The sequence below is a fragment of the Sulfitobacter sp. M05 genome, assembly GCF_029285175.1.
Classification (GTDB): Bacteria; Pseudomonadota; Alphaproteobacteria; order Rhodobacterales; family Rhodobacteraceae; genus Sulfitobacter.
Genome location: NZ_JABEDH010000005.1, coordinates 67,069 through 92,302, shown reverse-complemented (window position 1 = coordinate 92,302; position 25,234 = coordinate 67,069). Strand labels below are relative to the sequence as shown.

Genomic DNA, 25,234 nt, shown 5'->3' with positions numbered 1-25,234 from the left:
TTTTACAAGGCAGAAAGCCGCCGAAAATTATCCGTGAACAGATTATTAAGGTTCATCGCGCAAGTCTCGTTTGCGTGAACTGGCGATTGCTCTATGAAGGGGCGACAACAATGAAAAACAGGCACATGTCCGAACATTCCTCTTCTACCGATACACGCCCAGCCAGAGATTGGGTTAAAATTCTGGCCGAATACCGTGAACCAAGCACTTGGCGCAGCTCTTTCGAGCTGGCCACGACGATCGGCCCCTATCTGCTGATCTGGATACTGGCATGGATGTCACTCTCGGTCAGCTATTGGCTGACCTTCGGCCTGTCTCTGCTGAATGCCGCGTTCCTATTGCGTCTTTTCGCCATCCAGCATGATTGCGGCCATGGCGCATTTTTCAAGAACCGCACGCTTAGCGACTGGTTGGGGCGTACCCTTGGCGTGCTGACGCTGACGCCCTACGACGTCTGGCAGCGCACCCATTCCATCCACCACAGTTCCGCGGGCAACCTTGGACGTCGGGGCATGGGTGATGTCCACACCATGACACTGGCCGAATACCACGAGGCCGGGCCGGTTGAGCGGCTGATCTATCGCCTGTACCGACATCCGATCATTCTGTTCGGTCTGGGGCCAGGATACCTGTTCTTCCTACAGAACCGTATCCCCTTGGGTTTGATGAATAATCTGCGCTACTGGATCAGCGCGATGGGCACCAATGCGGTGATCCTCGCGGCGCTTGCGGTGATCCTGTATTTTGGTGGACTGATGCCGATCCTGCTGATTTTTGTGCCCTCTACCCTGTTGGCGGCGACGGCGGGTGTCTGGCTGTTCTACGTCCAACACCAGTTCGAAACGACCCATTGGGAGCAAAATGAAGACTGGCAACTGCACGAGGCGGCGCTGCACGGCAGCTCGCATTATGTCATGCCCTCGGTTCTGCAATGGGTCAGCGCCAACATCGGCGTGCATCACGTGCATCACCTTTACAGCCGGATCCCGTTTTACCGCCTGCCCGAAGTGCTGCGCGATCACAAAGACCTTGCCGACGGGAACCGTATGACGATCCGCGAAAGCCTGGAAAATGCGCGGCTGCACCTGTGGGATGAAGAAAGCAAACGTCTGCTTTCGTTTTCTCAGGCGCGCGCCCGGTTCAAGGAACTTGCTGGCAAAGCCGCCTGAACCGATTCGCGTCTAATACGCGGAGATCAAGGCAACCGGCGCGTCGATTGCGCGTTCAAAATCAAGTGCGGCCGCTGTGGCAACGGCGGTCGCACGTTTAAATTCAAACCGCATTTCGCCGCTCTCTTCCTCGCTTGCGACAATCAAGCATTGGAACAAATGGTCACTTCCGTCGAAAAGATCGACCAATCCTCGCAGGGCTGGCGCGTTTTCCGCCGCAATCGAAAATCCCGTCTTCCATTTACGCAGAACCGGATAATGCCGCCCTTCGACTTCCAGCCGCAGCCGTGACGCGCGGCGCAAAGTCTGGCTGCGCGCGGCATCAAGCCCCGCAAGTATCTCTTTCGACAACATCGCTTCCATGAAAATCTCCACCCCAAGTCCCTCTACCGTGGCGTATCCCACTAAAAAATCAACCTAATTCGAGCTGTGCATCTGCGCAGCCCGCCTGCGCTTCTGCTTGATATGGGCAGATTATGACAACAAGACTACATTCCCCCTAACAACATGAAGAGGATGCGATATGGGCCTGTTGGTCGACGGTAAATGGCAGGACAAATGGTATGATACCAAGTCCTCGGGTGGCAAATTCGAACGTTCTGCGGCGCAGTTTCGCAACTGGATCACCGCTGACGGATCGGTGGGGCCTTCAGGCGAGGGCGGGTTCAAGGCCGAGAGTGGACGCTATCATCTCTATGTCAGCTATGCCTGCCCCTGGGCGCACCGCACCCTGATCTTTCGCGCCCTTAAAGAGCTGAACAACCACATCAGCATCAGTGTGGTGCATCCAGACATGCTTAGCGATGGGTGGACCTTTGACGCGGGTTACCCCGGTGCCACGGGCGACACGCTTTTTGATCTGCCCTTCGCCCGCGACATCTATACCCGTGCCGATCCAAAGTTCAGCGGCCGCGTGACGGTGCCAATTCTGTGGGACAAGGTGCGCGGCACCATCGTGTCCAACGAAAGCTCGGAAATTATCCGCATGTTCAACAGCGCCTTTGATGACATCACCGGCAATACCGCAGATTACTGGCCGCTGGCCCTGCGCGACACCATCGCATCGTTGAATGACCGCATTTACGACAGCTTCAACAACGGCGTGTACCGCTGCGGTTTCGCCACCACCCAAGCCGCCTATGACGAGGCGGTCGGCCCGTTGTTTGACACGCTTGACTGGATCGAAGAACGGCTGTCGCAAAGCCGGTATTTGATGGGGGCACAGGTGACAGAGGCCGACTGGCGGTTGTTCCCGACGCTGGTACGTTTTGACATGGTCTACCATCTGCATTTCAAATGTAACCGCCACCGGATCGTCGATTACCCGAACCTTTGGGCCTATACCCGCGACCTATACCAAACACCCGGTATTGCGGCGACGGTGAACATGGATCACATCGTGCGCCACTATCACTATAGCCACGACACCATCAATCCCAACCGGATCATCCCGGTAAATCCCCAACTTGATTTTCTGGCTCAACACGGGCGCAGCTAGGGCCGCATCCCTAGGCGGGTCGTCCTTGGGTGCCATAATATTCCACCATCACCGCCAAATCCTCGGGTGCGGTGCCTGCAGGCAGAAACGCACGTGCGTTCTTTGCCAACCCAAAGATCGACCCGTCCGAGAAAAAGCTGGTGTTAGTCACAAAAATAACCCGCGCATCGGGCTGGCAACTCTGGGCAAAATCCGACACCGCCAGCGCCGAGCCGCCCTCGATCACCAGATCAAGGATAATCACATCCACAACATGCTCCGCAATATGGGCCGTGGCCGCATTCTGGGTTCTCACGCAATCTGCGCGCATGTTCTGACGGGCCAGATGCCGTTGCCAAAGGTTCCCCAACTCGGGCCGGCTTTCGACAATCAGAACACACATTTGTGCGCTTTGCCTTGCGGGCAACGGGGAAAGGTCAACAGTCATATTCCTGTGGTCCGTCCAATTCGTTAACAAATCATTAACAACTGGTTAATTCACATCGGAATAGGTTAACCCGCCAAAACTTCCCTTGAAAAAGCGGCGTTTTTCCGCTCTGCCAGTGGATGACAGCGGCAGAGTTTCGCAAACGATTTTCAATAAGGTGTATTGGACACATGCAAAGCAATCGCGACCATGGCGGCAACCTTGATGCTGCGGTCGACCGTTTCGGGGGGCAGCGTGATGGCTGGCTGGACCTGTCGACCGGCATCAATCCGGCCCCCTATCCGGTGCCCCCTATCCCCGGGACCGCATGGACAGCCCTGCCTGATGTGACCGCGCGCGAGGCATTGATCGCGGCGGCGCGGCGGTTCTGGTCTGTGCCCGACGAGGCTGGCATCCTGCCCGTCGCGGGCGCATCCGCGGCCATCGCCCATATCCCCTTTTTGGCGGACAGAGGACGCGTTGCCATCCCCGGACCGACCTATAACGAACACGCCGCCAGTTTTGCCGCTGCCGGTTGGGAGGTCACCGATAAAACCCCACAAGGGGCAAGCGTCCATGTCCATCCCAACAACCCCGACGGCAGGGAATGGTGCGCGCAGGACTGCACCGGCGCTCTACGCGTGATAGACGAAAGCTTTTGCGATGTGACGCCGGATATGACCCTCATCAGCGAGGCCACGACCCCTGGCACGCTTGTGCTGAAAAGTTTCGGCAAATTCTGGGGATTGGCCGGACTGCGCCTTGGCTTCGTCATCGGAGACCCTGCGTTGCTGGCGCGTCTTGACGCGATGCTGGGGCCGTGGGCCGTGGCCGGACCGGCGCTTGCGATCGGCACTCATGCCCTGCAAAATACCACTTGGGCCAGCGAAACCCGGGCCAGACTGGAACAGGACGCCAGCCGCCTTGACCGCTTGATGCTGGCACAGGGAGCTAAACTGGTTGGTGGTACGTCACTGTTCCGGCTCTATGATGTTGAGGATGCAAGCCAGTGGCAAACCCGTCTGGCAAGGCACCATGTCTGGAGCCGCATCTTTCCTTACAATTCCCGCTGGCTGCGGCTTGGGCTACCACCTGGCGACGGCTGGGCGCAGTTGGAGGCCGCGTTGGCATGAGCGGCGCTGCCATCCTCGTTGCAGCGCTTTTGCTTGATGCCCTGTTGGGAGAGCCGGGCTGGCTCTGGCAGCGCCTACCCCACCCTGCGGTCCTGATGGGGCGGCTTGTCGGCTGGTGCGACAGGACATTTAACAACGGCGCGGGCCGCAAGGCCAAAGGCATCGGTGTTGTGCTGGGTCTGGTGGTAACAGGTTCTGTGCTTGGCTATGTGCTGGGGCTGTTTGGGCCGCTGGCCGAAATCATTGTCGCCGCCATCCTTCTGGCACAACGGTCACTCGTCCAGCATGTCCGCGCTGTAGCTGACGGGTTGCGCCTGTCCCTGCCTGAGGGGCGCCGCGCCGTTGCGATGATCGTCAGCCGGGACACCCGTGATATGGCACCGCCTGCGGTTGCCCGCTCTGCCATCGAAAGCGCCGCGGAGAACCTGAGCGACGGGGTAATCGCGCCGGCTTTCTGGTTCCTGATCGGGGGCCTGCCGGGGCTGCTGATCTATAAACTGATCAACACGGCCGACAGTATGATCGGCTATCTAACTCCGCGGTTTGCGGATTTCGGATGGGCCGCGGCGCGGCTTGACGATGTGCTGAACTGGGTGCCTGCCCGCCTCACGGCCCTGCTGATCGCCGTGCCAGCCAATGGCCTTTACCATTGGTCCGAAATCCGTCGGGATGCAGCCTTGCACAAATCCCCGAATGCGGGCTGGCCCGAGGCGGCAATGGCCCGCGCCATCAAGGTGGCACTCGCGGGACCGCGCGCTTATGATGGTGTCATGCAAGAGTTTTCATGGGTCAACCCACAGGGTGCCCGCGCCATCGGCCCGCTCCAGATCGACGCCTGCATTTCCCGCCTGTGGCACGCTTGGGCGACAGGTTTGGTCCTGCTGGCCGTGGTTGGTATTTTAATCGGTTAAGGAATTTCAATGCGACGCTTCTTCCTCTCCCTGATGTTTGCCGGGCTGGCCCAATCCGGCCTTGCGCAATCCCAGGCCGTACCATGCGGCGGGCCCTTTGCCGCCTTTGTCTCTGACCTGAAATCCGAAGCCCTTGCACATGGCAGATCACAAACCACGGTGGATGCCTTTTTCTCATCTGTCCGACAGGATCCGGCGGTGCTGCAAGCCGACCGGAAACAAGGTGTGTTTCAGCTGCCTTTTGTTGCGTTTTCACGGCGTCTGATCTCGGACGACCGGATCAATCGCGGGCGTGCAAATGCCGAACGATATGGAACTGTATTTGACCGGATCGAACGTGACTTTGGCGTTGATCGTGGCGTGCTGCTGGCCTTTTGGGCTTTTGAAACGGATTATGGTGCCTTTCAGGGCGACTTTAATACCGCCAACGCCTTGGTCACCCTGGCCCATGATTGCCGTCGCCCCGAACTGTTTCGCCCGCAAGTTCTTGCCGCGGTAGAGCTTTTTGAAAAGGGCCAGTTTGATCCACGCAAGACGACGGGCGCATGGGCTGGTGAAATCGGCATGGTCCAGATGCTGCCCCGCGATATTCTGGAGAACGGGGTGGACGGAGATGGCGATGGCAAGGTGTCCCTCAAGACCTCTGCGCCGGATGCCCTGATGTCTGGCGGCAAAATGTTGCAAGATCTTGGATGGCGGGCGGGCGAACCCTGGCTGGCCGAAGTAGAGATGCCGGCGAATTTTAACTGGTCCCTCACCGGATTGGACACCGTAAAAACCGTCGAAGACTGGCAGGCCCTTGGCGTGCGGCCACGCAATGGCCCCCTGCGCAGCGGCCTTGGTGTTTCGGTTTTGCTGCCACAGGGGCACAAGGGGCCTGCCTTTGTCGCCTACCCCAATTTCCGGGTGTATTTCGACTGGAACCAAAGTTTCACCTATGTGATGACCGCCGCCTATTTCGCCACCCGTTTGCAAGGGGCACAGGTGTTTGATGCTGGCACTCCCGATCAGGGGCTGGAAGGTGCTGACATGAAAACCCTTCAGACACGGTTACAGGCGCGCGGCCATGATGTTGGCGGTATCGACGGTATTCTGGGTGCCGCCACCCGGGCTGCCGTGCGTATCGAACAGGCGCGCCTTGGCATGGCCGTTGACGGCTGGCCGACGCCCGCGCTGCTGGCAAAACTCTGAACCAAAGGAACCCCATGGCCCTCAAGATATCCGCCGCCGAAATGGTCGCCGCTGCCCGCGCCCGCATTAAAGAAATCGACACCGCAGATGGTATCGCGATGGTTGATGACCCGACGGTCCAGATCGTCGATCTTCGCGATCCGCGCGAACGGATGCGGACCGGGTTCATCCCAGGCAGTTTTCACTGTCCGCGTGGGATGCTGGAATTCTGGGTCGACCCGGACAGCCCCTATTTCAAGGATGTCTTTAGCGAGGACAAAAAGTTCGTCTTTCACTGCGCTTCAGGATGGCGATCTGCGATTTCAGTGGCAACGCTGCAAGACATGGGGTTTGATGCGGCCCACCTGAAAGACGGATTTGTCGATTGGGAAAAGGCCGGCGGCCCAATTGAGAAACCCGCACCGAAATAGCCAGCTATAGCATTTTGAGTAAACTTGCACCCCTTGTTCGCGGCCTGTCCTTTTGGGTGAAAGCGAAAAGGGGTGCGTGATGCCTCAAGTTAGGCAACCAGCGTTTCGGCTTTCTTCAGGTCCACTGACACCAGCTGACTGACACCCTGTTCGGCCATGGTCACGCCAAACAACCGATCCATCCGCGCCATGGTCACCGCATGGTGGGTGATGATCAGAAAACGCGTAGCGGTCTGGCGGCACATCTCATCCAGCAGATCACAAAAGCGCGTGACATTGGCGTCATCCAGCGGAGCATCAACCTCGTCCAGCACACAGATCGGCGCGGGGTTGGCAAGAAAGACCGCGAAAATCAGCGCCATGGCTGTCAGCGTCTGTTCCCCCCCCGACAGCAGGCTGAGTGTGCTGAGTTTCTTACCCGGTGGCTGGCACATGATCTCAAGCCCCGCTTCCAGTGGATCATCAGACTCCACCATCACCAAGTTTGCATCACCGCCGCCAAACAGATGGGTGAAGAGCATCGAGAAATTTGAATTCACCTGTTCAAACGCTGTCAACAAACGTTCACGCCCTTCACGGTTCAGGCTGGCAATGCCTGAGCGCAGGGTCTTGATTGCTTCCTCCAGATCGGCCTTTTCGCCGGTCAGCATGTCAAATTCTTCCTGCACCTCTTTGGCGTCTTCTTCGGCCCTCAAGTTGACCGCCCCCAAGGCATCGCGCTGCCGTTTGAGCCGGTTCACATCCGCCTCAAGCACACCACCGTCGGGGATATTTTCCGGTGCCGTGTCCAGCGACGCCAAAAGCTGTTCCGGGGTCATCTGGCTGTCTTCCAAAATCCGTTCTGCCGCTGCGGCAACGGTTTCCTTGGCCGCTTCGGCGCGGGCCTCAGAACGGGCGCGGGCCTCGCGGGCTTCCGACGCGTCCCGCTCCGCCTCGCGCTCTGCCACTGCGGCCTCGCGCAATCCACCCTCAGCAGCGGACAAACCATCTGCCGCTGCCGCCTTGCGCGCCTCGGCGGTCTGGATGGCATCGCTCAACTCGTCGCGTTTTGCGGCAATCTCTGCCGGTGCTGCGCTGGCTTCGTTCAGCTCTGCCTCGGAGGTTTGTTTACGCTCAACCAATTCCGTGCTGCGTTTCTCCGCAGTTTCCAGACGGTGGCGCCAACCGCTGACTTCCTTGGTCACTTCCTGCGACCGCTTGACCCGTGCGTCGCCTTCACGGCGCAGCTCGTCATGGGCCGAACGGCGCGACATCATCGTGATGCGCGCAGCCTCGACCGTCATGCGCAGATCCTCGATGCCGGCGCGGGCCTCGGCGAGATCACCCAATTCCGCCAAGGCGCGTTCCGCCTCAAGCACGCGCCCCCGTGCCGCCATGGCTTCATCCTCATGGCGCTTCACCGCAAGGCCAAGACTTTCCAGCCGGCCCTCGGCAAGGTTACGATCCGCTTCGACACGGCTGAGGGCGCGCCCCGCCTCCGCCACAGCGCGATCCGCGTTTCGGCGGGCTTCTCGGGCACGCTTGTCTGCATCAGTCTGTTCGGCCAAACGACGTGTCAGACTGTCATGCGCAGCGCGAGCGCCTTCAGCTTGCTGGCTGGCCTGTTCCAACGCCTGCTTGAGCACCTCAAGGCGGTTCAGTTGTTGCAGCCGCAGCGCTGCCGCCGACGGCGCATCTTCGGCCCAAGCGCGAAACCCGTCCCAGCGCCACAGGTCGCCTTCAAGCGAGACCAGCCGCTGGCCCGGCAACAGGGCCGCCTGTAATCCGGCCCCCTCATCAGGATCAACCAGCCCGATCTGGCCCATCCGCCGGTCCAGAACATCGGGTACCGAAACATGCTGGGAAAGCGGGGTCACCCCTGCCGGCAGAGGCTGGGACAGATCATAACGGGGCAGCACCGCCCATCCGGACGGGCCATCGTCTTCAACCTCGGGTGCCCGAAGATCATCGGCAAGAGCAGCCCCCAATGCCTTTTCAAAGCCGTGTTCCACCTGCAAACGATCCAGAATCTGGCCACCCTCGGCAGTGTCCCGCTCAACCAGCTTGGCGAGGGCCGCAACCTCGGCCCGCAGCGCGTTCATCTCGCCTTCGGCCTCGGAACGCTCGCCCCGTGCGTCCGCTTCACGCGCCTGCGTTTCCGCCCGGGCCTCTTCAGCCCTAATCAGCGCCTCTTCGGCCTGTTCAGAGGCGGCAACCGCGGCCAGCTCTGCCGCCTGTGCGGTTTCAAAATCGGCCTTGGCCTGATCCAGCGTGGCCTGGCTTTGCGCTGCGGCGATCTGTGCCTTCTGGGCTTCGCTTTCCGATTTGTTCTGTGTCTTGCGGCTGTCTTCCAGCAGGCGTTGGGCCGATCCATGACGCGCAGCCAACCGGGCCACGTCTTCGGTCTGCTCTGACAAATCACTTTCGCGGGCCTGCAAAACAGCAGCCGCTTCCTGTGCGGCCAGTGATGCAGCTTCCAGCGCCTGTTCATGTCCTTCGCCTGCTTTCGCCAGCTCGCGGGCTTCCCACTCCAGCCGCTCAATCGTGTCACCGGCATCGCGGTTCAGGCCGGCTTCGCGCTCGATATCACGGGACAGTTGCGCAATCCGGCCATTCAGTGTCTCGATTGTCTGTTGGGCGCGGGTTTCCTGCTCGGTCAGAGTATCGCGCTGGACCGACAGGCGTTGCAGCACGGCGGCGGCAATGGCGTCTTCTTCACGCAGGGCTGGCAGGGCATCTTCGGCGGCTTGCCGCGCCTTCGCAGCAGTTTGCACAAGACCCTGCACCTGGGCCGCCGCCGCCGATCGGGTCCGCAATTCAACATCAGCCGCCGCGCGGGCGTCTTCCGCCTCGCGCCAACGACGATAAAGCAACATGCCTTCGGCCCGACGCAGGGAATCGCCAATCTCGCGGTAACGCGCGGCCTGGCGCGCCTGACGGGCCAACTGGGCCAGCTGGGCTGCCAATTGCTCGATGACATCATCGACCCGTGCAAGGTTGGCCTCGGCCCCGTTCAACTTGAGTTCGGCCTCGTGGCGACGCTGGTACAGGCCGGAGATCCCGGCAGCCTCTTCAAGAATCCGACGGCGGTTTTTCGGCTTGGCATTAATCAGTTCGGAAATTTGGCCCTGCCGCACCAATGCCGGTGAATGCGCACCGGTCGAGGCATCAGCGAACAACATCTGCACATCACGGGCGCGCACATCCTTGCCGCCCGCCTTATAGGCGCTGCCAACGTCCCGCGTTATCCTGCGGACGATTTCAAGGTTGTCACTTTCGTTGAACCCCGCCGGGGCCAGACGTTCGGTGTTATCAATGTATAGGGCCACTTCGGCAAAGTTGCGGGCCGGACGGGTAGCGGCACCGGCAAAAATCACATCCTCCATACCGCCGCCGCGCATCGCGGTCGGACGGTTTTCCCCCATGACCCAACGCAGCCCTTCCAGCAAATTGGATTTGCCACAGCCATTCGGCCCGACAACACCGGTCAGACCATCAGCGATGATCAGGTCGGTCGGGTCAACGAAGCTTTTGAAGCCTGTCAGTCTGAGTTTGGAAAAGCGCACTTGTGACGGGGCCCCGATGATTCCTGCGTTCTGTAAAATGCGGGTCCGTATGGGGTTGTGTCAAGCGATGACCACAAGGCATGGCCAAACTGGCAAAGTTATCCACAAGATATAGCAAAGTCAGGCCGGATCACAGTCAAGGTCAACCCGTATCTATCCGATTTCCGCTATACCCGACCCGCGCAGAGGAACACAATCAAGTTCCAGGGGGACCGCCGGTTTTGCAGCGGCTCCGTTCCCACAATCAAGCCTGCCAAAAATCTGCGCCTGATCCCCCGATACGCCGGCGACGCGGCACCCACTTACCCGGGCCATGGCAACCGCCGCGCGGTCGTGGATAGGACCAATGCGCGGGGCGTATTGCGGGTTAACGCGAATTGCCTCGGCACGGTTGCCCTTTTGGCGCACCTCGAAAGTCGAGCCTTGTACCGTGATCCGGATCGGCGAAAGGCCGCGAAAATCGGCACTGGGCATATTACACCCTGCGAGTGCCAGAAACGGCAGGATCAAGAGACAGCGTAGCATCCGCAGACGGTCCGCCAATGTGGTTAACATTGGCTTAACATCCGACATAAGGAACACTGAACAGAAGTCATTCAGCGGCGGCGGGATCATTGCTCCGGCAGGATTGCGGTCATATAATCAACCCAATGCAAGGGAAGCCGAATGCCATTTCAGCCCGTTACCTCCGAAAAACTGTCTACTGCGGTTGTCCGTCAGATCGAACAACTGATTCTGCGCGGGATATTGCGCGCTGGCGAGCGGTTGCCACCGGAACGCGAGCTGGCCGAGCGGCTTAAGGTGTCGCGCCCATCTTTGCGCGACGCGATTTCGGAACTGCGTGCAGTGGGGCTGCTCAGCGCCAAGCCCGGTGCAGGCGTTTATGTTGCTGACGTTTTGGGCAGTGCTTTCTCCCCCGCTTTGGTCGCGCTTTTTGGCCGCCATGACGAGGCGGTGTTTGACTACCTATCTTTCCGGCGCGACATGGAGGCCCTTGCGGCAGAACGGGCGGCGCGGCTGGGGTCAGACACCGATCTGGCAGTTGTCGATGCGGTCTTTCAAAAGATGGAAGCCGCCCATGAAAAACGCGATGCCACGGAAGAGGCACAGCTGGACGCGCAGTTTCACATGGCCATCATCGAGGCGAGCCACAACGTGGTGATGTTGCATATGATGCGGTCAATGTACGAGCTGTTGCGGGGTGGTGTGTTCTACAACCGGCAGGTGATGTTCAAACAACGCACCAATCGGGCCGCCTTGCTGGACCAGCACCGTGCCATCAATGACGCGCTTCAGGCCCGAGACAGTGCAGCCGCCCGTGCCGCCATTGAAACACACCTTGATTTTGTAGAGGCATCTCTGGCGGATCAGCAAAAGGCCGAGCGCAACGAGCGTATCGCCCGCCAGCGGCTGGAACACGAAACCAACAGCTAAGTTTATTGGCGCATCGTGTGCCACCGGCAGGCCGAGAATTCCCCAAAAACGCAAAAGCCCCGACGCAAGGGTCAGGGCTTTCGCTATTCTTGTCGATTTACCAGCCTAGTGCAGCTTGGCATCCACTTGCTTGATTGCATCGTCAATCAGTGCATTACCTTCTGCGGCAGACATCTGTTTGGCAATCACGTCGCGGGCAGCGGCAACAGCAATGGCTGCGGCTTGGTCGCGCACTTCTTTGACGGCAGCCGCTTCTGCGGAGTCGATCTGATCAGCCGCAGCGGCCATGCGACGCGCAACGGATTTTTCAAGATCAACACGCGCTTGGGCACCTGCGGCTGTTGCCTCTTCTTTGGCAGCAGCAACGATGCGATCAGCCTGTTCCTGCACTTCTTTCTGCTTGCGCTCGTAAGAGGCCAACAGGGTTTGTGCTTCTTCACGCAGTTTGCGGGCTTCATCCAGTTCGGATTTGATGCCCTCGGCGCGCTTGTCCAACATACCACCCAGAAGGCCCGGCACTTTGAAGTAAAACAGCACAGCGATGAACAAAAGGAACGCCAGCAGCACAACAAAGTCGGTGTTGCCGAGCGAGAAAAACGGGCCGGAAGCGGCAAATGCCGGAGAGGCGGCGACGGTGGCCAACGCGGCTGTAAGGGTCAAACGCATGGTGTTTATCCTTTCATCCGGGCTGTAACCGCGGCGGTGATCGTTTTGGCGTCAGCCTTGCCACCAAGGGCAGCAACAATCTCTTTGGCGGTGTCTTTGGCCACGACTTTCACGTTCTCCAAAGCAGAGGCGCGAATTTCGCTGATGGCTTTCTCGGATTCCGCAGCCTTGGCTGCAATCTCCGCATCGGCTTTTGCGATGGCGACATCAAGGTCTGCCTTGATCTCTGCCTTAGCGCTTTCGACGATGTTGCTGGCTTCGGCGCGGGCATCAACCAGCGCTTTTTCATATGCCGCTTCAGCTTCGACAGCTTTGGCTTTCAGATCTTCGGCCGCAGCCAGATCATTGGTGATCGTGCCGGAACGCTCTGCCAGAACCGCACCGATGCGGGGCAATGCGACCCGCGACAGGATCAAATAAATTGCAATAAGCGCAAGCACGAGCCAGAAGATCTGGTTGCCCCAAGTGGAAAAATCCAGCTGTGGCATGCCGGGAGCCGAGGCCACCTCTGCGCTATGTGTTTCAGTTGCCATTTTGGCTTCTCCTTGGAAACGAGACCCGAGCGATGTGGGACTTATGCGCGGGCAGGGGATTGCCCCTGCCCGCGCATAAGAAAGTCGTTACCGAAGATTAAACAGCGAACATCAACAGCAGAGCAACGAGGAATGCGAAGATCCCCAAGGCTTCTGCGAACGCGATGCCGATGAACAATGTGGCTGTCTGGGATGCAGCAGCAGATGGGTTGCGCAGAGCGCCTGCCAAGTAGTTGCCTGCAACGTTACCAACACCGATTGCGGCTGCGCCGGAACCGATTGCTGCCAGACCTGCGCCGATGTGTGCGAGTTCGCCTTCCATGAGTATTCTCCTATGGGTTGGAAGTATAAGGTAGGGGCGGGAGATTTCCCGCCGTCGTTAGTGTGATGGGTGCAGCGCGTCCTTGAGGTACACGCATGTCAGGATCGTAAAGACGTAGGCCTGAATAAAGGACACGAGGACCTCCAGACCGTACATTGCGGTAATGCCGAGGATCGCAACCGGGGACACCAGTGTCAGCGCTGCGAAGCCTGCGAAAACCTTGATCACCGCGTGGCCCGCCATGACGTTACCAGCCAGACGAATAGAGTGGCTGACCGGGCGTACAAAGTACGAAATCAGCTCGATGATCGCCAGAACCGGACGCAGGGCCAACGGTGCCGAGGACACCCAGAACAGGCCAAGGAACGCTGCGCCGTTTTTGACAAAACCAAGAACAGTCACTGTAATGAACACTGCGAAGGCCAGAACAACGGTAACCGCAAAGTGCGATGTCGGTGTAAAGGACGTCGGCAACAGACCAAGGAAGTTCGAGCAAACAATGAACATGAACAGGGTCATGATGTAGGGGAAGTATTTCACCCCTTCTTTGCCGCAGATATCTTCGACCATCTTATACACAAAACCGTAGGCCAGTTCTGCAACTGACTGCATCCGTGAAGGGATTACTGAACGCTTTGAGCTGCCCAGCACCAACAACAGGAACGTCGCGATAACGGCGAGAAACATCCACACTGTCGCGTTGGTTACTGTGTACCATGCAACATCGCTGCCTTCACCAAGGAATGGCTTGACGATGAACTGGTCCATCGGGTGGAAAACCAATCCGCCTTCTTCCGCGCCGTGTGTCTCTGTGGCCATCTCAGGCTCCTTCGTTCTTGTCGTCCCCGAGGGGCGCGTTCCTGCTGGCCTCTTGGGCCATTTTCTTGTTCTGGATTTCTTGCGCCGAGCGGAGCATCGTTTTTACCCCCGCCGCAAGACCCAGCATGACAAACAGCACCATAAAGATGGGAAGCGTACCAAACAGCACATCCAACCCGTATCCGATGCCGAAACCGATCCCAAGACCGGCCACCAATTCGATCACCATCCGCCACGCAAGCTGCGCTTGGGAATAATGCTCTTCCTGATGGGGTTTTGCCGGTGCCGAGCGCGCTTTTGCGGCTTCGATCTTAGCTTCCAGAGCGCGAAGGTCTTGATCTGACACGGTACAATTCCCCAGTGGAATTCTTACGAGGTTGCTAATCATCTAGAGGGGCAGAGTCAACACACGGGGAAAGATAGCTAGGCAGTTGTAAAGAAACAGATTTCCCGTGAATACCCAAGCAGGTCACATGCCATCCGAGCCGATTTCACCACAGACCTCGACATGTTGGACATTCAACTTATTGGTTGATTGTTGGCTCTGCCACTTGCCGCCAACAGGCTGTTTGCGCCATCAGCCAATCCCGGAAAACCCGTACCGCCTGCCGGCGCATCACGCCTTCGCCTTGCAGAAGATAATAGCCGCCTTCACGAAACCCGACCTCGGAAATACGGATCAGTCGCCCTGCGGCAACTTCGCCTGCGACCACCTCGTCCGAGACCAGCAGTATGCCCTGCCCTGCGACCGCCGCCTCAACCGCCAGAACCGAGCTCATCCGCCAAGAAGATTGCGGCACCTCTTGCGGCGCGACCTCTCCAGTCAATGCAAACCACATATCCCATGTGCCGCTACTGCGGTCCTTCAAAAGCGGATAGGACAGCAAATCGCGCGTTGACGTGAGGGGCGACGTCAGCAATTGGGGCGAGGCATAGGGATGCATCGGCGCATCACTCAGCAACTGGGCGCCGGAATACCGGTTTTCGGGGCGCACAAACCTGATGGCAAGATCCGCCTCGTAACGCGCCACATCCGCCAAATGCCGCGAGGCCTCCAGCCTGATCTCGATATCCGGATGCAGGGCTGCGAAACCACCAAGCTGCGGCACCAAGAGCTTGGTCGCAAACAGGGTCTCCGAATTCACCCAAACCGTCCCTTTGGGTACTTCGGTCAGGGTTTCAGTCGCCGAGGCAATCGCATCCAGCGCCGGCGACACCTGCGCCAGGTAGGCCGCGCCATACTCCGATAATTCCAGGCCACGGGGCAAATCACGAAACAGCTGCACCCCGAGGCGATCTTCAAGCCCGCGCACATGGCGACTGATGGAGGAATGGCTTACCGCCAGCTCCTCTGCTGCGCGCGTAAAGCTCTGATGACGGCCCGCCGCCTCAAAGGCGCGCAAAGCATTCAGGGGAGGAAGTTGTCTGGTCATAAGAACATGTGCAGTTTTTGCACATAAACTGTCAAGGAATTGTCTTTGTGCCCGCGCCAGCAATCCGGCAAAACAAAGAAAATCAGACAAAAAGGATGTCGCAATGGCATATTTCCCCAATCACGCGCGTTTGCGCGACCTGAACAGCTGTGTGAAAATTCCACATGTATCACGATTGATCCACATTTGCCGCCAATGGATCAAACAGGCGCGCCACCCCCACATAAAGGATGTCAGCCCGCATATCGCCCGCGACGTCGGCCTTTCAGAAACAGACTTGGCAGCACACCGGCACCAGCTGCCGTCGCAGCACACGCACCACCCGCGCGGCTGATTGCTTTCCTTGACCGCCGCCGCACGGTAATGGTGGTGCATGACAAAATCCATTGATCAGGTGTTTGCCGCCTTGGCCGACCCAACACGGCGCGCGATCCTTGCCATGTTGCTGGAAGACGATATGGCCGTGACTGATGTGGCCGAACCGTTTGAGATGTCCTTGGCCGCAATCTCAAAGCATTTGAATGTACTGATGGTGGCGGGCCTGATTTCGCAGGAAAAACGTGGTCGGGTGAAATGGTGCAAACTTGAACCGGACGCGATGAAAGATGCCTCGGTCTGGATGCAGGGGTTTGGTCAGTTCGAGCCGGTGAACCTCGACGCATTCGAGAGGTTCCTAGAGGGCGAACTGGATCGGGACACCAGAGAAAGCCCCTGATGCCCCAGTTAATCACGTGTCCCGAACGTCACATGACAAAGCGAACAATCGCCAGAACAATTACCACCAAACCCACAAGATAAATAATGTTACGCATCGCGTTTCCTTCCACATTTCTGTTGGGACAACCCGATCAGGGCCGAATGGTTCCCTGCCTTGGCACCGTATTTTTCGCGCTGTCGTCCCTCAGCAGCAGCAAAAGCGCCAGCACGGTTAACGCCACACCGGCAAGGATCAAGGTCGGCGGCGCACCGTTTCCCAACCCAATCTCCCATATGATCACCCAGCTGGGCGTCAGGTACGTATAGGCCATCACCTTGGCAGACGGCAGGCGCAGCGTTGCAAATTGTAACAGCACCACGGTCACCGCCGTGGCAAAAAAAGCCGTGTAAAACAGTGTGACCCAGACCATCAACGGCAGGGACGTCCATGACGTCGCAAAAATGTCGGACCACGCATAAACGGTCAGCAAACAAGCTCCAGCCAGAACCGTGCCAAAAGTAAAAGTGACCACCGCCTCGCCTCGGTTAAGCCGGCGCACCATAGGCGTATATATCGCATGAGCGACACAACCGATAAAATAGATCGCCTCGCCCTGCCCGATATCAAACCGCAGAAGCGCATCCAGATCAGCACGAAACACCACCCAAAGCGCCCCCGCTCCGCCAATTGCCAGCGCAAGCGCCATACGCGGGGTCAGCACCTGCCGCAGTAAAACCCACGCGAATCCGGCGGCCATCAGCGGAACCAACGTAAACACGGCGGCGGCACTGACCGGAGGTGCCACCTTCAACCCTTCGAACATCAGGACGAAATAGATGCCAAACAGCCCACCCAACACAAAATACCGCCAAGGGGCCGTAAAACTGCCCTTACCCAAGCCCCCGCGCATCTGCGCCAGAATGCCAACAAACGCCGCAGCAAGCCAGAACCGCACCGCCGTGAAAGCCGTCGGATCAATTTCATTTGCCATCAAACTGCCCAGAGAAAACGATCCCGCGACCAATGCCGAGAACGCCAGCATTGCCAGATGGCCCAACAACGGCTGGCTCACAAATCGCCTTCCCGGATATTTTCCTTGAGGAAACGCAACAGGGCCTGAACCTTGGTTGTTCGGTGCAAATCCACATGGGTGACCAACCACAGGGGGGCGGCCCACTCGGGCCTTGGGGCGTGAACCTGAACAACGTCAGGAATCTGAGCAACGCCGGCCCGCATCAGAAAACCGATCCCCGCGCCCGCCCTGATCGCGGCAACCACGGCATTGATATCGGTACAGCGGAAGGTAACGGCACTGTCCGGCACATGTTCACGCATCCAGATGTTGTAGGGCGCGCGGCTGTTACGGTTGTCTTCGCCGACGAACCTGTGCCCGACATAGTCTTTAGGTTCGACCGGCATGCCGTGTTCTTTAACATAGGCTGCACTTGCATAGGCCCCCATCGGCATTTTCAAAAAAGGCTGGACCACATTGTCGGGTTGATCGGGTACTTCGCCGGCACGGATCGCCACATGCGCCTCGCCGTATTCAAGCCGAAACAGGCGTTCGCCGGTGAGATAGCGCACCAGAACATCGGGGTGCTGGCGCTGAAAGTCAATCAAGACCGGTGCAATCTGACCAGCCAGAGAAGCAAGCGATGTCACCACCAACTCGCCCGAGACGTCCATACCGCGCCCCTTGATCCGCCCAGCCAGCTGACTGAACTGATCATCCGTTGCCTGCGCTACCTGCAACAAGTCTTGACCTGCCTCGGTGGCGGTGTAGCCACGCGCGTGACGCTGGAAAAGCTTTACACCAAGCCGCCGTTCAAGCGCGTCAATATGACGGATGACGGTCGCGTGATGCACCCGCAAAACCTCGGCTGCACCGCTGACCGTGCCCTTGCGAGCAACCTGAAACGCCGTCCTGATTTCATCCCAGTTTTCCATCGTATTCATTTTGGCTGTTGCGGAATTAACCGGCAGTTAACCACACTTTCGGCCTTCACGGTAAAATTTTATCGTCCGTAGCGGCGCAGAGCAGGAGAAAACAACCATAACCCGCTGGCTTTCACGCCGTTTCCCGCGCCCTAAGTGGAAGCAGATCACCCTGAGAGATAAGGATGTGTGCGGCCTCGACACTCTGGTCTTTCGCCACGGTTCCTGCCAGATTTACTGGATGAAAATAATCCGAGACACACCGGCGCAGCTGATCGTTGAAAACAATCCGGTCTGGCTTGCGATTTTCATCACGGTATTCGGGCTTGTCTTTGTTGCCGTCGGCCTGTCGATGCTGGTCAGTGAGCCGGGCATGGGTCTGGCGATGAGCGCAGGCGGGCTGGCCATGACCGTAGGGTTCAACATGATCTTTGTACGCCGCGCCCAGCTGATCCTTGATCGCGAACGCAATCTGGTCGAATTACGCCGGCGCGGCTGGTTGGGCTACTCCAGCAGGACATGGGCGCTGGACGCACTTGATCGGGCGATTGTGCAAACCTCGCGTTCGGGCGGCTCTGATACCCATCGCGCCGCCTTTGTGATCGGGCGCGGCATGGATGCCGGCACCTACCCCCTCACCTGGGTTTATTCCAGCGGACGCGGGGCCGAACGGGCGGAACAGGCCATCAACGGCTGGCTTGACTCACACCGGCCCACCGCCTAAACGGACCCTAATCTCCGGAAGCATAGTCTTCCGGTCCCTTTGCCATTGGGCGGGGATCGCCCTCAGTCAGCGCGTTGCGCCCACTGGGGCATTTGTGCATTTTCGCGGGGCTTCCTATATGGATGTCACCCTGCAACCGAAACGAGAAAGGGCTTCTGCCCATGTTTGAGAACCTCAGTGAACGCCTGTCTGGCGTCTTTGACCGCCTCACCAAACAGGGCGCATTGTCCGAAGAGGACGTAAAAACCGCACTGCGCGAAGTGCGCGTTGCCCTGCTTGAGGCGGATGTCTCGCTGCCAGTGGCGCGTGATTTCGTGAAAGCAGTGCAGGACAAAGCAACCGGTCAGGCGGTCACCAAATCCATCACGCCGGGCCAACAGGTCGTCAAGATTGTACATGACGCGTTGATTGATGTGCTGTCTGGCGAAGGTGAGCCGGGCGCGCTCAAGGTCGACAATCCACCCGCGCCAATCCTGATGGTCGGTTTGCAAGGTGGCGGTAAAACGACGACCACCGCCAAATTGGCCAAACGTCTGAAAGAAAAGGACGGCAAACGCGTGCTGATGGCGTCACTTGACGTGAATCGCCCCGCCGCGATGGAACAGCTGGCGATCCTTGGGACACAGATCGGCGTTGACACTCTGCCGATTGTCAAAGGCGAAGATCCGGTCGCCATCACCAAACGCGCCAAAACGCAGGCCGGCCTTGGTGGGTATGACGTCTATATGCTGGATACAGCGGGCCGTTTATCCATCGACGAAGAGTTGATGCAGCAGGTCGAAGCGGTGCGGGATGTTGTCACGCCGCGCGAAACCCTGTTGGTGGTTGATGGTCTGACGGGCCAGGACGCGGTGCATACTGCCGAGAATTTCGACGACCGCATTGGCATCACCGGTGTTGTTCTGACCCGGATGGATGGTGACGGGCGTGGCGGTGCCGCCCTGTCCATGCGCGCGGTCACCGGCAAGCCGATCAAATACGTTGGCCTTGGCGAGAAGATGGATGCGCTTGAGACTTTCGAGCCGGAACGTATCGCGGGCCGCATCCTTGGCATGGGCGACATCGTTGCGCTGGTCGAAAAGGCGCAGGAAACCATCGAGGCTGAACAAGCCGAGCGCATGATGAAGCGCATGGCGAAAGGTCAGTTCAATATGAACGACCTCAAGATGCAGCTGGAACAGATGATCAAGATGGGCGGTATGCAAGGCATGATGGGCATGATGCCCGGCATGGGCAAGATGGCCAAACAGGTCGAAGAAGCCGGCATGGATGACAAGGTGCTGCTGCGCCAGATCGCCCTGATCCAGTCGATGACCAAGAAAGAACGCGCCAACCCTGCGCTGCTGCAAGCCAGCCGCAAGAAACGTATCGCCAAAGGTGCCGGCATGGAGGTTTCCGACCTCAACAAGCTGATGAAAATGCACCGCCAGATGTCCGACATGATGAAGAAGATGGGCAAAATGGGTAAGGGCGGCATGCTCAAGCAGGCCATGAAAGGCATGATGGGCAAGGGCGGCATGGACCCGGCAGCGATGGCGGGCCAGATGGACCCCAAAGCGATGGAAGCCGCCGCCAAAGCCATGGGTGGCAAGCTGCCCGGTATGGGGGGCGGCATGGGCCTGCCTTCGGGCCTGAGCGGGTTCGGTAAGAAAAAGTGATTACCGCGACCACCATACCCACACTTGAGACCGAACGGTTGATCTTGCGCGCTCCAGGCCCTCAGGATCACGCCCCGTTTGCGTCTTTCTTAGCCTCAGACGCAACCCGCTACATTGGCGGCAAACAGACCGAAGCAGAGGCTTGGCGCTATCTCTGTCAAGTGATCGGCCATTGGAGTATGCGCGGCTTTGGCCGTTGGATGGTGACTTTGAAAGACAATGACACGGCCATCGGCCTTGTCGGCCTGCACCAACCCCTTGATTGGCCAGAAAAAGAGATCGGCTGGTACGTCTGGTCTGGCACCGGCAAGGGCTACGCCCAAGAAGCAGGCCGGGCAGCACTGGTGCATGCCTATGAAGCATTGGGCTGGACTACCGCGATGAGCATGATCAACCCGGGAAATGATGCCTCTGTTCGCGTAGCAGAAAGCATGGGTGCCGTTCGAGAGCCGGACTACCAACACCCCCGCCACGGCTCGCTGATGGTCTACCGCCACCCCGGCCCAGCGGAGCCAGCCGCATGAACGCGATGACCGACCATATTCCAGTGCTGGACACCCAGCGGCTGACCCTGCGCGCGCCGCGCAAGTCGGATCTGCCGACCCTGACCGCCTTTTTTGAAACAGAGCGCAGTCATAGGGTCGGAGGCCCCGCAAATGCGAACGAGACCTTTGCAAAGCTCGCTGCGCGCATTGGCCATTGGGCAATTCGTGGATATGGCGTCTGGCACATTGAACACCGCGAAACCGGTGATTTTCTGGGTTGGGTCGGCATCGGTAATCCACCGGCCTTTGACGAGCCAGAGTTGGGGTGGACATTGTTTGCCCATGCCGAGGGCAAGGGATACGCCTTTGAAGCGGCCCGTGCGGCACGCGCCTATGCTGCCGTGCATTTGAACCTCGACAGCCCAATCAGCTATATCCTTGCGGATAACAGCCGCTCGCTTGCGCTTGCTGCCAAGCTGGGTGCGACATACGAACGCGACGGCGTTGTCCTGGAAAAACCCTGCCAGGTATGGCGCCACCCATCACAAGTGGAGACCGCATGACCGATACAGTTAAACTTGCCGCCGAGCTGCTGAAAGAGCATCGCGCCTCCATCGACCGTCTGGATGCGATCCTTGTCTATACGCTGGGCGAGCGGTTCAAACACACGCAGGCTGTGGGGAAACTCAAAGCCGAACACGACCTTCCCCCGTCCGACCCAAACCGCGAAGCCGGTCAAATCGCACGGTTAGAAGATTTGGCGAACAAGGCTGACCTTGATCCCGAATTCGCCAAGAAGTTTCTAAACTTCATCATCGCTGAAGTCATTCAGCACCACAAAAGTCACCAATCGTAAATCCGGGGCCTCCCCCGAACCAAACCAAAGGACTACACACCATGGCTATGAAAATTCGTCTCGCCCGCGGCGGCTCCAAAAAGCGCCCCTTTTACCGTATCGTTGCTGCGGACAGCCGTATGCCACGTGACGGCCGTTTCATCGAAAAACTGGGCACATATAACCCGCTGCTGCCGAAAGACAGCGAAGAGCGCGTGAAAATGGACGTCGAGAAAGTAAAAGAGTGGATGGCCAAAGGCGCACAGCCAACAGACCGCGTTCGCCGCATGTTGGAAGCCGCAGGCGCCCTGCCTAAAACAGAGCGTAACAACCCCAAGAAGGGTACTCCTGGCAAGAAAGCGCAAGAGCGCGTTCAGGAGAAAGCTGATAAGGCCGCAGCCGCGGCTGAAGCCGCAGCAGCACCCGCAGAAGAAGCAGCTGCTGAATAAAAACAGGCATTCCGGCATGGACACGTTCACAAACGAATTCCGTGCCGGATTGCACGATCTTATGCGGTGGCGGCGCGATGTGCGCGAATTCCGCACTGATCCGGTGGACGAGGCGCTGTTGCGTCAGTGCCTCGACACCTTTTCCCTCGCCCCTTCCGTCGGTCTGTCCGAGCCATGGCGCATTTTGCGCGTCACCTCGCCCGAAGCCCGCGCCAGGGCGATATCAAATTTTGAAGACAGCAATGCACAGGCCCTCACTGGATACGGTGGTGACCAGGCCAAACTTTATGCCTCGCTGAAACTGTCCGGCATGAAAGAAGCCCCAGAGCATCTGGCGGTCTATTGCGATGACAGCACCGAAAAAGGTGCCGGCCTAGGTGTTGCCAGTATGCCCGAGATGCGGCGCTATTCCGTTGTTGGGGCCATCACACTGATGTGGCTGACTGCGCGCAGTCTGGGGCTGGGTGTCGGATGGGTTTCCGTCCTTGATCCCACGCGCCTGAACGCTGATCTTGACGTACCGGACGGGTGGTCGTTGGTGGCGTATCTCTGCGTCGGCTGGCCACAGCAAAACACCATGACGCCGGAACTGGAAACCAAAGGCTGGGAGGTGCGCGCGCCTGACCTGCATATTGAAAACAGATGATGTTACGTTTAATCGTTCCATTGCTGACACTTATCCTCGGCTTTGCCCTTGGGGTCTGGTACGATCGCCAGCAAATGTCGGTGGAATGCGCCAATGGCGAAGGTGAATGGACTGGCACAATCTGTGTGAATTCGGAGTTACTGCAATGAGCTTTGGCCGCGCGATGTCCGGTGTTGTTTCGGAGATATCTCAATGACCGATCTGATCCCCGTGGGGGCCATCGCAGGCGCATATGGCGTGCGCGGTGAATTGCGCATCAAAAGCTATTGCGCCGTGCCCGAGGACATCGAGACCTACAGCCCGTTGTGGACAGAGGACCGTGGCAAACAGCTGTCGCTGGCCATTCTGCGCCCGATCAAGAACGGGTTTTCCGCCCGCATTCCCGATGTCACCTCCAAAGAAGAGGCGGATGCCATGCGCGGAACTGTACTTTATGCAGAGCGCAGCCAGCTGCCCTCGTTACCCGATGATGAGTTTTACTATGCCGACCTGATCGGCCTGGAAGTCTATGACACCGGTGGTGTCCTGCTGGGTCGGGTCAAGACCGTGAACAATCATGGTGCTGACGACCTGCTGGAAGTGCAATTGGCGGGCAAAACCGATACCGTGTTTCTGCCCTTTACCAAGGCGGCAGTGCCCACCGTTGATCTGGCCGCCGGACGCATCGTTGCGGACCCGCCACTGGGCATTCTTCCCGATAGCATGGTCCCCGAAAGCACAACCGACTGATGCCGCGCCGCATTATCCTTCATGCGGGTTTTCACAAGACAGGCACCTCCAGTATTCAGGCGACTCTGCGGGAAAACCGTGTGGCGCTGAAAAAGCAAGTCGCGCTGCGGCTGCGCTGGCATCTCAAGGACATTGTTGTCGCCGCACGGGGGTATTCCACCGATCTGGACCCGCTGACCCTGATCAAGGTGCAGTCGCGGTTTGGCGAAATGGTCAATGCACTCCCCGGTATGCCGCGCCGCACATTGATCATCTCGGCGGAAGAGTTAAGCGGGCACCTGCCCGGGCGCGGGCCGCTGGCAGATTATTCCGCCGCCCCTGTGTTGCTGTATGCCTATTGGGAAATCCTGCGCAGCGCCTATCCCGAGGCCGAGATTCTGATCTATCTGACCACCCGCGCGCCTGATGCCTGGCTGGCTTCGGCCTATTGGGAGCATGTTAAATCATCTGGAATGACAATGAACTACGATGTTTTCGAACACACCTATGCTGGGGCGGCCAATCTGGACGGGATGGTCGCCGAGGTCGCCAGCAGGGTGCCGGCACCAGTCACCGCGCAACGGCTGGAAGACTGTGTCGACCTGCCGCTTGGCCCTGCCGATCCCTTGCTGGACCTCTGTGATATTCCCCTGTCGGTGCGGGCCGAACTACAGGCCGTCCCCCCCGCCAACCAGCGCCATGATCCCGAGGTTCTGAATGCCTTGCTAGACATCAACAGAACCCATACTGACATCACCGCACGCAATGCGGCGAAAAAGGCACTCCTGTCATCAACAAAGGGGCACGCATGAAACCGACACGTTCACATGGCCGCCAGTCGGTCAGCGCCTCGCTGAAACCCCGCGAACTGATGCAGGACAAGCCGGCCTATCGCGATGTCTGGCAGGCGCGGATTGTCACTCTTTTCCCCGATCTGTTTCCCGGAGTGCTGGGTGCCAGCCTGACCGGCAAGGCGTTACAGGACGGGCTGTGGCAATTGCATACCCATGATCTGCGCCGCTTTGGCATCGGCAAACATCGCAACGTGGATGACACCCCGGCGGGCGGCGGTGCCGGGATGGTAATGCGCGCCGATGTGGTTGGCCCCGCGATCGAGGCCGCACAATACGGCACCCATGGCCGTTGGCCGATCCTGTACATGTCGCCACGCGGGAAACGGTTTGATCAGGCCCTGGCCGCCGATCTGGCGACCTGCGCCGGCGTCACCATGTTATGTGGACGGTTCGAAGGCGTTGATGAACGGGTGATCGAGCATTACGGCATCACCGAGATTTCTCTGGGGGATTTTGTGATGACCGGCGGCGAGCTGGCGGCGCAGGCAATGATCGACGCCACCGTGCGTCTGCTGCCCGGGGTGCTGGGCAATGCGGACAGTACTGTCGAGGAGAGCCATTCAAACGGCCTGCTTGAACATCCACAATATACCCGCCCCGCGTCATGGGAAGGCCACGATATCCCGTCTGTCCTGATGTCGGGCAATCACAAAGAGATTGCCAAGTGGCGCGCCGCGCAATCGCGAAAGTTGACCCGTGCGCGGCGGCCCGATTTGTTGCCCCCTGAGGAGGACGCCAGCTAGGCACCCTCCTCTATAGGCACCTTGATCCGC

32 protein-coding genes are annotated in these 25,234 nt (G+C 58.8%); 20 read left to right on the top strand and 12 right to left on the bottom strand.

Going from position 1 to position 25,234, the window contains the following annotated elements:
- The first annotated feature begins 125 nt into the window (after positions 1-125).
- On the top strand, positions 126-1,169 hold the full coding sequence (locus tag HKX44_RS17020) for a fatty acid desaturase (RefSeq protein ID WP_276152638.1): 1,044 nt from the start codon (positions 126-128) through the stop codon (positions 1,167-1,169).
- A 12-nt stretch (positions 1,170-1,181) separates the two neighbouring features.
- On the opposite strand, the gene HKX44_RS17015 is transcribed toward HKX44_RS17020, so the two are convergent.
- Positions 1,182-1,532 carry a hypothetical protein gene (locus HKX44_RS17015; protein ID WP_276152566.1) on the bottom strand — a complete coding sequence of 117 codons (351 nt, stop codon included), beginning with the start codon at positions 1,530-1,532 and terminating at the stop codon, positions 1,182-1,184.
- Between the two features lie 160 nt (positions 1,533-1,692).
- Here HKX44_RS17015 and HKX44_RS17010 point away from each other — a divergent pair, with 160 nt between their 5' ends.
- A complete protein-coding gene (locus tag HKX44_RS17010) occupies positions 1,693-2,667 on the top strand; it encodes a glutathione S-transferase family protein (protein ID WP_276152565.1) in 975 nt (324 codons plus the stop codon).
- Between the two features lie 10 nt (positions 2,668-2,677).
- Here HKX44_RS17010 and HKX44_RS17005 read toward each other — a convergent pair whose 3' ends face one another.
- Positions 2,678-3,094, bottom strand: coding sequence for a response regulator (locus HKX44_RS17005; protein WP_346348189.1), 417 nt, complete (start codon positions 3,092-3,094; stop codon positions 2,678-2,680).
- A 170-nt stretch (positions 3,095-3,264) separates the two neighbouring features.
- Between HKX44_RS17005 and HKX44_RS17000 the strand changes: the two genes are divergently transcribed.
- The 4 genes from HKX44_RS17000 to HKX44_RS16985 are packed head-to-tail and all read left to right on the top strand — an operon-like array spanning position 3,265 to position 6,718.
- Complete coding sequence (locus HKX44_RS17000; RefSeq protein WP_276152564.1) at positions 3,265-4,206, top strand: threonine-phosphate decarboxylase; 942 nt, start codon at positions 3,265-3,267, stop codon at positions 4,204-4,206.
- Entirely contained in the window at positions 4,203-5,117 is a 915-nt protein-coding gene (gene cbiB, locus HKX44_RS16995; protein ID WP_276152563.1) for an adenosylcobinamide-phosphate synthase CbiB, read from the top strand. Before HKX44_RS17000 ends, cbiB begins: the two co-directional genes overlap by 4 nt.
- A 9-nt stretch (positions 5,118-5,126) precedes the next feature.
- Positions 5,127-6,308, top strand: a complete 1,182-nt coding sequence (locus HKX44_RS16990; protein ID WP_276152562.1) for a lytic murein transglycosylase — start codon at positions 5,127-5,129, stop codon at positions 6,306-6,308.
- A gap of 14 nt (positions 6,309-6,322) precedes the next feature.
- Positions 6,323-6,718 carry a rhodanese-like domain-containing protein gene (locus tag HKX44_RS16985; protein ID WP_276152561.1) on the top strand — a complete coding sequence of 132 codons (396 nt, stop codon included), beginning with the start codon at positions 6,323-6,325 and terminating at the stop codon, positions 6,716-6,718.
- 89 nt (positions 6,719-6,807) lie between these two features.
- On the opposite strand, the gene smc is transcribed toward HKX44_RS16985, so the two are convergent.
- Both smc and HKX44_RS16975 read right to left on the bottom strand, forming a co-directional pair.
- A complete protein-coding gene (smc, locus tag HKX44_RS16980; protein ID WP_276152560.1) occupies positions 6,808-10,263 on the bottom strand; it encodes a chromosome segregation protein SMC in 3,456 nt (1,151 codons plus the stop codon).
- Between the two features lie 153 nt (positions 10,264-10,416).
- A complete protein-coding gene (locus HKX44_RS16975) occupies positions 10,417-10,818 on the bottom strand; it encodes a hypothetical protein (protein ID WP_276153150.1) in 402 nt (133 codons plus the stop codon).
- 111 nt (positions 10,819-10,929) lie between these two features.
- On the opposite strand from HKX44_RS16975, the gene HKX44_RS16970 reads away from it, so the two are divergent.
- Positions 10,930-11,697, top strand: a complete 768-nt coding sequence (locus tag HKX44_RS16970; RefSeq protein ID WP_276152558.1) for an FCD domain-containing protein — start codon at positions 10,930-10,932, stop codon at positions 11,695-11,697.
- A gap of 105 nt (positions 11,698-11,802) precedes the next feature.
- Here the strand turns inward: HKX44_RS16970 and HKX44_RS16965 are convergent, their stop codons facing one another.
- The 6 genes from HKX44_RS16965 to HKX44_RS16940 form a co-directional block, all read right to left on the bottom strand.
- Positions 11,803-12,363 (bottom strand): F0F1 ATP synthase subunit B, encoded by a 561-nt coding sequence (locus HKX44_RS16965; RefSeq protein ID WP_276152557.1) that lies wholly within the window; start codon positions 12,361-12,363, stop codon positions 11,803-11,805.
- A 5-nt stretch (positions 12,364-12,368) separates the two neighbouring features.
- A complete protein-coding gene (locus HKX44_RS16960) occupies positions 12,369-12,896 on the bottom strand; it encodes a F0F1 ATP synthase subunit B' (protein ID WP_276152556.1) in 528 nt (175 codons plus the stop codon).
- A gap of 97 nt (positions 12,897-12,993) precedes the next feature.
- On the bottom strand, positions 12,994-13,218 hold the full coding sequence (locus HKX44_RS16955) for a F0F1 ATP synthase subunit C (RefSeq protein ID WP_011567586.1): 225 nt from the start codon (positions 13,216-13,218) through the stop codon (positions 12,994-12,996).
- A 57-nt stretch (positions 13,219-13,275) separates the two neighbouring features.
- Complete coding sequence (locus HKX44_RS16950; protein ID WP_276152555.1) at positions 13,276-14,037, bottom strand: F0F1 ATP synthase subunit A; 762 nt, start codon at positions 14,035-14,037, stop codon at positions 13,276-13,278.
- Between the two features lies 1 nt (position 14,038).
- Positions 14,039-14,383, bottom strand: a complete 345-nt coding sequence (locus HKX44_RS16945) for an AtpZ/AtpI family protein (protein WP_276152554.1) — start codon at positions 14,381-14,383, stop codon at positions 14,039-14,041.
- 178 nt (positions 14,384-14,561) lie between these two features.
- Positions 14,562-15,470 (bottom strand): LysR substrate-binding domain-containing protein, encoded by a 909-nt coding sequence (locus tag HKX44_RS16940; RefSeq protein WP_276152553.1) that lies wholly within the window; start codon positions 15,468-15,470, stop codon positions 14,562-14,564.
- 103 nt (positions 15,471-15,573) lie between these two features.
- Between HKX44_RS16940 and HKX44_RS16935 the strand changes: the two genes are divergently transcribed.
- On the top strand, positions 15,574-15,804 hold the full coding sequence (locus tag HKX44_RS16935; protein WP_276152552.1) for a hypothetical protein: 231 nt from the start codon (positions 15,574-15,576) through the stop codon (positions 15,802-15,804).
- A gap of 39 nt (positions 15,805-15,843) precedes the next feature.
- Positions 15,844-16,185, top strand: coding sequence for a metalloregulator ArsR/SmtB family transcription factor (locus HKX44_RS16930; RefSeq protein WP_276152551.1), 342 nt, complete (start codon positions 15,844-15,846; stop codon positions 16,183-16,185).
- Between the two features lie 133 nt (positions 16,186-16,318).
- Here the strand turns inward: HKX44_RS16930 and HKX44_RS16925 are convergent, their stop codons facing one another.
- Both HKX44_RS16925 and HKX44_RS16920 read right to left on the bottom strand, forming a co-directional pair.
- The gene (locus tag HKX44_RS16925) at positions 16,319-17,239 is read right to left on the bottom strand and encodes a DMT family transporter (protein ID WP_276152550.1); all 921 of its coding nucleotides are present in this window, start codon (positions 17,237-17,239) and stop codon (positions 16,319-16,321) included.
- A complete protein-coding gene (locus HKX44_RS16920) occupies positions 17,236-18,114 on the bottom strand; it encodes a LysR family transcriptional regulator (protein WP_276152636.1) in 879 nt (292 codons plus the stop codon). The genes HKX44_RS16925 and HKX44_RS16920 overlap by 4 nt, the downstream gene beginning before the upstream one ends.
- 229 nt (positions 18,115-18,343) lie before the next feature.
- Between HKX44_RS16920 and HKX44_RS16915 the strand changes: the two genes are divergently transcribed.
- The 11 genes from HKX44_RS16915 to trmD all read left to right on the top strand — a co-directional run bounded on the left by HKX44_RS16915 (position 18,344) and on the right by trmD (position 25,204).
- Entirely contained in the window at positions 18,344-18,826 is a 483-nt protein-coding gene (locus tag HKX44_RS16915; protein WP_276152549.1) for a hypothetical protein, read from the top strand.
- 161 nt (positions 18,827-18,987) lie between these two features.
- Positions 18,988-20,484 carry a signal recognition particle protein gene (gene ffh, locus HKX44_RS16910; RefSeq protein WP_276152548.1) on the top strand — a complete coding sequence of 499 codons (1,497 nt, stop codon included), beginning with the start codon at positions 18,988-18,990 and terminating at the stop codon, positions 20,482-20,484.
- The gene (locus tag HKX44_RS16905) at positions 20,481-21,008 is read left to right on the top strand and encodes a GNAT family N-acetyltransferase (protein ID WP_276152547.1); all 528 of its coding nucleotides are present in this window, start codon (positions 20,481-20,483) and stop codon (positions 21,006-21,008) included. The genes ffh and HKX44_RS16905 overlap by 4 nt, the downstream gene beginning before the upstream one ends.
- On the top strand, positions 21,005-21,532 hold the full coding sequence (locus HKX44_RS16900; RefSeq protein ID WP_276152546.1) for a GNAT family N-acetyltransferase: 528 nt from the start codon (positions 21,005-21,007) through the stop codon (positions 21,530-21,532). Before HKX44_RS16905 ends, HKX44_RS16900 begins: the two co-directional genes overlap by 4 nt.
- On the top strand, positions 21,529-21,825 hold the full coding sequence (locus HKX44_RS16895) for a chorismate mutase (protein ID WP_276152545.1): 297 nt from the start codon (positions 21,529-21,531) through the stop codon (positions 21,823-21,825). Before HKX44_RS16900 ends, HKX44_RS16895 begins: the two co-directional genes overlap by 4 nt.
- A gap of 41 nt (positions 21,826-21,866) precedes the next feature.
- Complete coding sequence (gene rpsP, locus HKX44_RS16890; protein ID WP_276152544.1) at positions 21,867-22,253, top strand: 30S ribosomal protein S16; 387 nt, start codon at positions 21,867-21,869, stop codon at positions 22,251-22,253.
- Between the two features lie 16 nt (positions 22,254-22,269).
- Positions 22,270-22,899, top strand: a complete 630-nt coding sequence (gene bluB / locus HKX44_RS16885; RefSeq protein ID WP_276152543.1) for a 5,6-dimethylbenzimidazole synthase — start codon at positions 22,270-22,272, stop codon at positions 22,897-22,899.
- Positions 22,896-23,048, top strand: a complete 153-nt coding sequence (locus tag HKX44_RS16880) for a hypothetical protein (protein WP_276152542.1) — start codon at positions 22,896-22,898, stop codon at positions 23,046-23,048. The genes bluB and HKX44_RS16880 overlap by 4 nt, the downstream gene beginning before the upstream one ends.
- A gap of 43 nt (positions 23,049-23,091) precedes the next feature.
- A complete protein-coding gene (gene rimM, locus HKX44_RS16875; protein WP_276152541.1) occupies positions 23,092-23,628 on the top strand; it encodes a ribosome maturation factor RimM in 537 nt (178 codons plus the stop codon).
- Positions 23,628-24,419, top strand: a complete 792-nt coding sequence (locus HKX44_RS16870; protein ID WP_276152540.1) for a hypothetical protein — start codon at positions 23,628-23,630, stop codon at positions 24,417-24,419. Before rimM ends, HKX44_RS16870 begins: the two co-directional genes overlap by 1 nt.
- A complete protein-coding gene (trmD, locus tag HKX44_RS16865) occupies positions 24,416-25,204 on the top strand; it encodes a tRNA (guanosine(37)-N1)-methyltransferase TrmD (protein WP_276152539.1) in 789 nt (262 codons plus the stop codon). Before HKX44_RS16870 ends, trmD begins: the two co-directional genes overlap by 4 nt.
- Positions 25,205-25,234 lie beyond the last annotated feature (30 nt).